The organism is Pseudoalteromonas sp. UBA6610, assembly GCF_002433295.1.
GTDB classification, from domain to species: domain Bacteria; phylum Pseudomonadota; class Gammaproteobacteria; order Enterobacterales; family Alteromonadaceae; genus Pseudoalteromonas; species Pseudoalteromonas atlantica.
Genome location: NZ_DJHW01000142.1, coordinates 1 through 8729 on the forward strand (window position 1 = coordinate 1; position 8729 = coordinate 8729).

Below are 8729 nucleotides of genomic sequence, written 5' to 3' on the forward strand. Positions count from 1 at the left end.
CAGAAAAGTGAAAAATACATTGCAGATATTATTCGCACAGTCTCCACCACCTCCGTAGCGTGGGTTGAGTATCACGAAACCCGCGGCAAAAGCCCACCACAGAACTCACACTCTTTGTACTAAAGCCTTCAATTTTCGTTTTAATAGCTGTTTAACATGCTAAATCCGCTATTGAAAAGTGCTCTTTTATCCCAAGCTATAATTATAGAGCATCTACACACTTATTTATGGCGAGTTTCTATGTTAAATAAACAAAGGCATATTTACACAAAAGAGCAGGTTCGCTCTTATGAGGGAGAGGCGGCTAAGCAATGTGGAATAGATTTATTTACTTTAATGCAGCGAGCGGGGGAGTCCGTATACAAGCAGTGGCAGTCTTTTAACGCTAAGCTTACTTTAATTATTGCAGGTAATGGTAATAATGCGGGTGATGCTTACATAGCCGCGCGTTTAATTAAGGACTCTGGTGCAGAGGTTAAAATTTGCGCTATAGACCCTGCTAAAACACTCAGTGGTGACGCTGCTAAAGCGAAGCAGCTATGGCTTGATAATGGTGGCATAGTTAACGAGTTTGCAAAGAGTGATTTAGATTGCTGCGACTGTGTGATTGATGGGTTACTAGGTACTGGGCTTAATTCACCTGTTCGTGAAAATTATTGTGAGATTATTACAGCCATCAACCAAAGCGAAAAGCCTGTTTTAAGTATCGATGTTCCCTCAGGGATTGATGCAAATACAGGTGAAGTATTAGGTGCAGCTATTCAGGCAACAAAAACGGTTACTTTTATTGCAATTAAACAAGGCCTTTCTACAGGGACAGGTAAACAGCATGCCGGTGAGTTGATTCTCGATGAATTAGCAATTGAAGATACTTTTAGTCAACTCGCTTCACCTTGTGCTCACTTGATAAATATAGATAGCTTTAAACGCTTGGGCTCTCGGGCTTTAAATAGCCATAAGGGCAATCATGGCAAGTTATTATGCGTAGGGGGCAACCAAGGTACTGCGGGAGCAATTAGGCTCAGTAGTGAAGCTGCGCTACGAGCAGGTGCGGGGATGGTGAAGGTTTATACGCACCAAAGCTCTATTATGCCAATAAGCATAGGTAGGGCAGAATTAATGGTCATGAGTGAAAACCTTGAACAGGCTTTAGAGTGGGCAAGTTGTGTAGTACTTGGCCCTGGACTTGGGCAGGATGAATGGGCTAAAAAAACGTTTTGCACTGTAATGCACTATTGCCAAGAGCACAATACGCCGCTTGTACTTGATGCTGATGCACTTAATTTATTAGCTGAAAATGCAAGTGCTTATACATTGGCTCAATGTATCCTTACTCCGCATCCTGGTGAGGCGGCTCGGCTTATTAGCAAAAATACCTCTGAAATAGAGTCAAATAGGTTTGATAGCGTGCGATTATGCGCAAAACGGTATAATGCTACTTGCATATTAAAAGGCGCTGGCTCTTTAATTGATAACGGTAAAAACACTTGGGTGTGTGAAAATGGCAACGCAGCACTTGCCGTTGGAGGGAGTGGCGACGTACTTACAGGTATTATTGGTGCATTGCTTGCTCAAGGGCTTAGTATCGATGAAGCAGCGCGATACGGGGTAACTCTTCATGCTAGAGCTGGTGAGGTTGCGGCTGAAGAGCAAGGGCAGCGCGGCATGCTACCCTCGGATTTATTTCAAATAGTCAGGTCGTTAATTAATTAAGTATTTAGCTCTGTTGAATAAGATCCCATTTGTTACCATAGAGATCTTCAAATACGGCCACCGTACCGTAAGGCTCATTGCGAGGCTGCTCATGAAATACTACGCCATTTTCTAGCATGCTTTCGTAGTCGCGCCAAAAGTTGTCAGTGTTTAAAAATAGCCACACACGGCCACCTGCTTGATTGCCAACAGCGTTAAACTGCTCTGGCTCTGTGGCTTGTGCAAGTAATATGTGTGTGCCGTTTGAGTTGGGTGGGGTTATTAACACCCAGCGTTTTCCACCACCTAAATCCGTATCTTCCACTAATTCAAAGCTTAATTTTTTTGTATAAAATGCGATTGCTTCGTCATAGTCTTTTACAACAAGAGCAATACTACCTATATGCTGCTTTGGCATAACTTAAAAACCTAAAGTTGCTTTATGTCGGTGTATTTTCACATATCAATACAGGGTTGAATAGTATAGGTAAATGTTTATTAAAGCTTATTTTAAGGGGGGTTGTACGTTATACATTGGCTTCGCATATAGGGTTAGTAGTAAAAGGGTTCACTCTATTTTAAACCTTAGAGCATGCTTAAAGCGTCCTTAAAGAGTGTTTTAATTTACGTAGCTAAACTGGCTTACTCATCTTCATTAGTAGGGTCGTCACCTGAGTCTTCTTTTCGTTTACGCTGCTCTTGCTTGGCCTTTTGAACATTTTCATAAGTAGGGGGTGGAATAGGCATAAGTGAAATTAGTGGAAAGAACGCTAAAAATAAATACGCTCCTTTAGACATGCTCTTACCCCATATAACGAGCTTAAGCATAATCCAGGCAATAAATACCACTAACCCTGTTATAAGTGATACCAAAATAAAGAAGATGATTATTTCATTATTATTAAGCAAATCCTTTTACCTTTAATCCAATAACTCATGGTATAGATGTGGAGATAAATTAAGCAATAACAATAGGCTTGTACTAAAAAGCAAAAACCCAGCCGAAGCTGGGTTTTATATAAGCAAGGTGCTTAAAGGAGGATGATCACATCATTCCGCCCATACCACCCATTCCGCCCATGCCACCCATATCAGGGGCACCAGCAGCTTCTTCTTTAGGGATTTCAGCAACCATTGCTTCAGTAGTGATCATTAGACCCGCAATCGAACCTGCAAATTGTAGTGCAGAGCGCGTTACTTTAGTTGGATCTAGGATACCCATTTCAAGCATGTCGTTGTATTCGCCAGAGGCTGCGTTGTAACCGTAGTTACCTTCGCCACCTTTAACAGCGTTTATTACTACTGATGCTTCGTCGCCTGCATTTGTTACGATTTGACGAAGTGGTGCTTCCATTGCACGAAGTGCAACTTTAATACCATGGTTTTGGTCTTCGTTGTCGCCAAGTAGCTCAACTAGCTTGCTAGCAGCACGTACTAGAGCAACACCACCACCAGGTACTACGCCTTCTTCAACCGCTGCACGAGTTGCATGTAATGCATCTTCAACACGGTCTTTTTTCTCTTTCATTTCAATTTCAGTCGCTGCGCCGACTTTAATTACTGCAACACCGCCGGCAAGTTTAGCCATACGCTCTTGTAGTTTTTCTTTATCATAGTCAGACGTTGCTTCTTCAATCTGTGCTTTAATTTGAGCAACACGGCCGTTAATGCCATCTTCTTCACCCGCACCATCAATGATAGTTGTATCATCTTTAGTGATTACTACACGCTTAGCAGTACCTAGGTCTTCGATAGTTGCTTTTTCAAGCTCTAAACCAATTTCTTCAGAGATAACAGTACCGCCAGTTAATACTGCGATATCTTGTAGCATTGCTTTACGACGATCGCCAAAACCAGGGGCTTTAACTGCTGATACTTTAACAATACCGCGCATGTTGTTAACTACAAGCGTTGCAAGTGCTTCGCCTTCTAGGTCTTCAGCAATGATTAATAGTGGTTTGCTTGCTTTAGCAACGGCTTCTAATGTAGGTAGTAACTCACGAATGTTAGATACTTTTTTATCTACAAGTAGAATGAACGGGTTGTCTAGCTCAACAGCGCCTTTTTCAGCGTTATTGATAAAGTACGGAGATAGGTAACCACGGTCAAACTGCATGCCTTCTACAACATCTAGTTCGTTCTCTAGTGATTGACCTTCTTCTACAGTAATAACACCTGTGTTACGGCCTACTTTTTCCATTGCTTGTGCAATGATGTCGCCAATTTCTTTATCAGAGTTAGCTGAAATAGTACCTACTTGTGCAATAGCTTTAGTATCAGCACATGGTACAGATAGCGCTTTAAGTTCTTCTACAGCAGCGATAATTGCTTTATCAATACCGCGCTTAAGATCCATTGGGTTCATACCCGCAGCAACCGCTTTAAGACCTTCGTTTACAATAGATTGCGCAAGTACAGTTGCGGTAGTAGTACCGTCACCCGCTGCATCATTTGCTTTAGATGCAACTTCTTTCACCATTTGTGCACCCATGTTTTCAAACTTGTCTTCAAGTTCGATTTCTTTTGCTACAGATACACCATCTTTGGTGATCACTGGAGAGCCAAATGATTTATCTAGTACTACGTTACGGCCTTTAGGACCTAAGGTCACTTTTACTGCGTTTGCTAGGATATTTACGCCTGTTAGCATTTTAGCGCGTGCGTCACCTGCAAAAAGTACTTCTTTTGCTGCCATTTTAATTTCCTCTAAATTCTTAAATGTTTGTTAAACGAAAAGTAGGGTTAGCCTACAATGCCTAAAATGTTGTCTTCACGCATGATCAGGTACTCTTGACCTTCGATCTTTTCAGTTTTTTCAACATATGAGCCAAATAACACAGTGTCACCGGCTTTTACTTCTAAAGCTCTAACGTCACCGTTATCTAGAACGCGACCATTGCCAACAGCAATAACTTCTCCGCGAGTTGATTTTTCAGCTGCAGAGCCAGTTAATACAATACCGCCAGCAGACTTGGTTTCTTCTTCTAGACGCTTAACGATTACGCGATCTTGTAAAGGACGAATGTTCATTTTTTAGTTCTCCTAACAGTTTCTGAACAGTACAGAAAAAAGCTTTTCTAATTTGCATTCATTAATGGGGGTAGAGTGTAAAATTCCAAGAGAAAAATCGATAAATTTTTAATCTTTTCTCTCATACTCGCCATCAATGGTAGTTGGTTTATTTACATGCTGTTGTTCTTGCTGCGAGTGTGGATGTTGTGTAAAGGCTGAAGAGCCTTGCTGTGCACCTGTGCTCATGCGTACCGTTGCTTGACTTGCAAGGCCTGCAGCAAGTTTGTTGCGTATTGAGGGGGTTAATAATAGTAGGCCGAATACATCGGTCATAATGCCTGGGGTTAGCAATAAAACACCCGCAATGATCACGCAAATACCGGTAAATAATTCTTTAGCTGGCATTTGCCCCTGGGCCATTTGGCTTTGTGCATTTTGTAATGCACCCATACCTTGTTGTTTAACCATTCTGGCGCCCAAAATAGCCGTAACAATCACTAGGGCTATAGTCGCAAATCCACCAATTACATCGCTAACCTGTATTAGTAGCGCAATTTCGATGATAGGAATGATAATAAACAACACAAATAAAAATCTAAACATAGGGCTCTCTAAATAATGGCACTCAAAAGAGTGGATGAAATATAAGTGAGGGTGAAAGGGTCTATTTTCAAGGTTGAGCTTAAAGTGGTTAATAATTGCTTAATATCTACAATTATTCATCGCCTACACATTACACTAGCTATCAGATACTATTGCATTAGTTCCCTATAAATTAGTAAAGGTTAATTATGACTACGCAATTTAAATTGATATTTACCACGTGCAAAGATGAGGCTGAAGCACGCACTTTAGCAAAAGCACTTGTAGCGCAAAAATTAGCGGCGTGTGTAAATATTTTACCAAATATGACCTCAGTTTATATGTGGGAAGGCGATGTTGCCCAAGAGATAGAAGCAAAGCTACTGATTAAAACAAAATCAGAAAAAATGAATGATGTGTTTGAAACCATTAAAAGTTTACACAGTTACGAAGTACCCGAAATTCAAGTGGTTGATGTGGCCACTGGTAATTTGGCTTATTTTCATTGGATGGATGAGGTATTAAATTAATGCGGTTTTTCTTTTTATTATTGGTTAGCTTGCTGGCGCTTCCGGCAAAGGCAAACACCAATAATGTGCTAGGTGATTTACTTACCCCGCCACAGCAAACCTTTTTACCCGTAGACCAAGCGTTTGTATTTGATTTTGATCAACAAGGTAGCACTTTATTTGTGGGGTGGGATATAGCCCCTGACTATTACCTTTATAAAAAGAAAATAGAAATTATCGCCAAAGGCGCCAACATAAAGGTAGGCAATGCCGGTACTGGCGAAATAATTGAAGACGAGTTTTTTGGCAAAACCGAAGTTTTTTTCAATAGTGTGAGTGTTATAAGTAAGCTCAGTAATGTTACAGAGGGTGCTGTTGTAAAGGTGCGTTATCAGGGCTGTGCCAAAGCAGGGCTATGTTATCCGCCTGAGGTTATTAGTATTCCTTTAGGCGTTATTGCCTCAGAGCAAGCGCAAGGTAATAACTCATCTGCTGATGCCGCTGATACATTAAACGCATTAACTCCTCCTATAGACTCAACGCGTAGCCAAAGTAATACAACCACTCAAGATTTAACTTTTACAGAGCGATTAGCAAGTCAAAGTTTAGTAACCAATTTACTCATATTTTTTGCTGTTGGGGTGGGGCTTGCGTTTACACCGTGTGTGTTCCCTATGTTTCCTATTTTATCGAGTTTAATTGCAGGGCAGCAAAATCTATCTACTAAAAAAGCGTTTGCGTTGTCGTTTGTATATATACAAGGTATGGCGCTTACTTATGCTGCATTAGGGTTAGTAGTGGCGGCCTTAGGCGGGCAAGTGCAAGGGTATTTACAACACCCTTATGTACTTATTAGTTTTAGTTTACTGTTTGTATTGCTCGCAATGTCGATGTTTGGCTGGTACGAAATTAAGTTACCCAGCGCCATGATGAGCAAGCTAACGCAAGTCAGTAATAACCAAAAAGGCGGCAATTACCTAGGAGTGTTTTTAATGGGGGTGTTGTCGGGGTTAATTGCATCACCTTGTACCACAGCTCCGTTGTCTGCTGCGCTATTATTTGTAGCGCAAAGTGGTGACTACCTTGTCGGTGGTTTAACCCTGTATGTATTAAGTTTAGGAATGGGCCTACCGCTTTTATTACTCGGTACGTCTGGTGGCAAATTGCTTCCTAAAGCAGGCGGTTGGATGGAGCAAGTTAAAACGTTATTTGGTTTTATTATGCTTGTTGTGCCACTTATTTTATTGGAGCGCATAATTAGCGCCGACATTATTTTACTTATGGCGGGTATTTTAGCACTGGCAACGGCTGTTTATTTACACTATTGGCAGAGTGCGCAGCCACAAAGCAAGCTTAAAACAGCGCTTTGGTTTAGTGCTACATTTTTAGTAGTTACTGGTTTTACATTAGCTAAAAACGTTATTTGGCCGCAGCAACAGGTTGAGCAGGTTAGTCAGCAAAGTAATGAGTTTAAACAAGTGGCTAATTTAACCGAGCTAAAAAACGCTGTTGCTGAAGCTAATCAGCAAGGCAAACTGGTGATGGTTGATTTATACGCCGATTGGTGTGTGGCATGTAAAGAGTTTGAACATTACACATTTCCAGATGCCAAAGTACAGAGCGAGTTTAGCCACTATCAGTTAATTCAAATCGATTTAACGCAAAGTGATGACACCACCATTGAGCTAATGGAAGAGTTCACTGTGTTTGGTTTACCCAGTATTTTGTTTTTTAACACACAAGGGCAAGAGCTAAGTTCAGAGCGCGTTACAGGGTTTTTAAACGCTGATGATTTTGCCACTCACCTAGCTGCAGTGCGCGCCAGCGCACAATAATAGTGCAATTTAGCCGCTTGGGCTTACCAAGTGGCTTGCCTCCAATTACGTCATATTTATTACACCTCCAGAGATTAGACCAGTATTTTGCTGCTATTTACATCGAACTGACTATAATAGTTGGCTAACGTGAGAATTTGTTGCAATTTTTGTTTTTTATACTTACTTTAGTGTACAAAATTAGCTCGCAACGGCTTAACTCATTACTTAGAGGATATATCGCGTATTATGGCTGCAAAATTTAAACTTTTAGTTATAAATGGTCCAAATTTAAACATGCTAGGAAAGCGTGAGCCAGAAAAGTACGGTTTGCACACTCTTGGTGAAATTATGAGCGAACTAACGACTGCCGCAGAGGGTCTAGATGTTCAGCTTACGCATTTTCAAAGTAATAGTGAGCAAGCCCTTATTGAAAGAATACACGATGCTTGGCAGGCAGTTGATTACATAATTATTAATCCTGCTGCATTTACGCATACTAGCGTCGCTTTACGTGATGCATTGTTAAGCGTTGATATTCCTTTTTTTGAGGTGCACTTAAGTAATGTGCATGCACGTGAAGCATTTCGTCATCATTCGTATTTTTCTGATGTGGCGCAAGGTGTGGTATGTGGATTAGGAGCAATGGGTTACCACGCAGCATTGAACGCTGCCGTGAGCCGGTTGCAAAACTCGAATTAATTTAAACTAACAAACTTATAGGCGGGTCGTTCATGGATATTCGCAAGATCAAAAAGCTAATCGAATTAGTAGAAGAATCAGGTATTGCTGAGCTAGAAATCACTGAAGGTGAAGAATCAGTACGTATTAACCGTAACAACATGAGCGCAGGTCCTGCTTACGCTCAGTACGCACCACAGCAATTTGCTGCTCCAGCGCCTGCGGCACCAGCACAAGCTGCGCCAGCCGTTGAAGCCGATGCTACACCAGCAGCGCCTGCAGGCCATCAAGTTAAATCACCTATGGTTGGTTCATTTTACTCAGCAGCTTCTCCAGAAGCGCCAGCATACGTAGAAGTAGGTTCTCAAGTTAAAGTAGGTGATACTTTATGTATCGTTGAAGCAATGAAAATGATGAACCAAATTGAGTCAGATAAAGC

Annotated in this window: 10 protein-coding genes; 5 read left to right on the forward strand and 5 right to left on the reverse strand. The window is 41.3% G+C overall.

Annotated features, from left to right (window positions below):
• Positions 1–240 precede the first annotated feature (240 nt).
• The gene (locus tag B4F91_RS18965; protein ID WP_286938036.1) at positions 241–1713 is read left to right on the forward strand and encodes an NAD(P)H-hydrate dehydratase; all 1473 of its coding nucleotides are present in this window, start codon (positions 241–243) and stop codon (positions 1711–1713) included.
• Between the two features lie 4 nt (positions 1714–1717).
• Here B4F91_RS18965 and B4F91_RS18970 read toward each other — a convergent pair whose 3' ends face one another.
• The 5 genes from B4F91_RS18970 to B4F91_RS18990 form a co-directional block, all read right to left on the reverse strand.
• The gene (locus B4F91_RS18970) at positions 1718–2110 is read right to left on the reverse strand and encodes a VOC family protein (RefSeq protein ID WP_248462877.1); all 393 of its coding nucleotides are present in this window, start codon (positions 2108–2110) and stop codon (positions 1718–1720) included.
• Positions 2111–2334: 224 nt separating this feature from the next.
• Positions 2335–2601, reverse strand: coding sequence for a hypothetical protein (locus tag B4F91_RS18975; RefSeq protein WP_085065434.1), 267 nt, complete (start codon positions 2599–2601; stop codon positions 2335–2337).
• 136 nt (positions 2602–2737) lie between these two features.
• A complete protein-coding gene (groL, locus tag B4F91_RS18980; RefSeq protein WP_004587677.1) occupies positions 2738–4387 on the reverse strand; it encodes a chaperonin GroEL in 1650 nt (549 codons plus the stop codon).
• 47 nt (positions 4388–4434) lie between these two features.
• Positions 4435–4722, reverse strand: a complete 288-nt coding sequence (locus B4F91_RS18985) for a co-chaperone GroES (RefSeq protein WP_004587676.1) — start codon at positions 4720–4722, stop codon at positions 4435–4437.
• A 108-nt stretch (positions 4723–4830) separates the two neighbouring features.
• Positions 4831–5307 (reverse strand): FxsA family protein, encoded by a 477-nt coding sequence (locus tag B4F91_RS18990; protein ID WP_004587675.1) that lies wholly within the window; start codon positions 5305–5307, stop codon positions 4831–4833.
• 188 nt (positions 5308–5495) lie between these two features.
• Here B4F91_RS18990 and cutA point away from each other — a divergent pair, with 188 nt between their 5' ends.
• The 4 genes from cutA to accB form a co-directional block, all read left to right on the forward strand.
• Positions 5496–5816: a divalent-cation tolerance protein CutA gene (gene cutA, locus B4F91_RS18995; RefSeq protein WP_029772613.1), complete on the forward strand. Its 321-nt coding sequence runs from the start codon at positions 5496–5498 to the stop codon at positions 5814–5816.
• Positions 5816–7630: a protein-disulfide reductase DsbD gene (locus B4F91_RS19000; RefSeq protein ID WP_096042396.1), complete on the forward strand. Its 1815-nt coding sequence runs from the start codon at positions 5816–5818 to the stop codon at positions 7628–7630. The genes cutA and B4F91_RS19000 overlap by 1 nt, the downstream gene beginning before the upstream one ends.
• Before the next feature lie 228 nt (positions 7631–7858).
• Positions 7859–8311 (forward strand): type II 3-dehydroquinate dehydratase, encoded by a 453-nt coding sequence (gene aroQ, locus B4F91_RS19005; protein WP_024031479.1) that lies wholly within the window; start codon positions 7859–7861, stop codon positions 8309–8311.
• Between the two features lie 32 nt (positions 8312–8343).
• Positions 8344–8729, forward strand: a 386-nt coding sequence (accB, locus tag B4F91_RS19010) for an acetyl-CoA carboxylase biotin carboxyl carrier protein (protein WP_288636189.1), incomplete at its 3' end; no start/stop codon positions are given.

Coding starts and splice junctions, on each gene's coding strand:
- B4F91_RS18965 (WP_286938036.1), top strand. CDS start 241: ATGTTAAATAAACAAAGGCATATTTACACAAAAGAGCAGGTTCGCTCT.
- B4F91_RS18970 (WP_248462877.1), bottom strand. CDS start 2,110: ATGCCAAAGCAGCATATAGGTAGTATTGCTCTTGTTGTAAAAGACTAT.
- groL (WP_004587677.1), bottom strand. CDS start 4,387: ATGGCAGCAAAAGAAGTACTTTTTGCAGGTGACGCACGCGCTAAAATG.
- B4F91_RS18985 (WP_004587676.1), bottom strand. CDS start 4,722: ATGAACATTCGTCCTTTACAAGATCGCGTAATCGTTAAGCGTCTAGAA.
- B4F91_RS18990 (WP_004587675.1), bottom strand. CDS start 5,307: ATGTTTAGATTTTTATTTGTGTTGTTTATTATCATTCCTATCATCGAA.
- cutA (WP_029772613.1), top strand. CDS start 5,496: ATGACTACGCAATTTAAATTGATATTTACCACGTGCAAAGATGAGGCT.
- B4F91_RS19000 (WP_096042396.1), top strand. CDS start 5,816: ATGCGGTTTTTCTTTTTATTATTGGTTAGCTTGCTGGCGCTTCCGGCA.
- aroQ (WP_024031479.1), top strand. CDS start 7,859: ATGGCTGCAAAATTTAAACTTTTAGTTATAAATGGTCCAAATTTAAAC.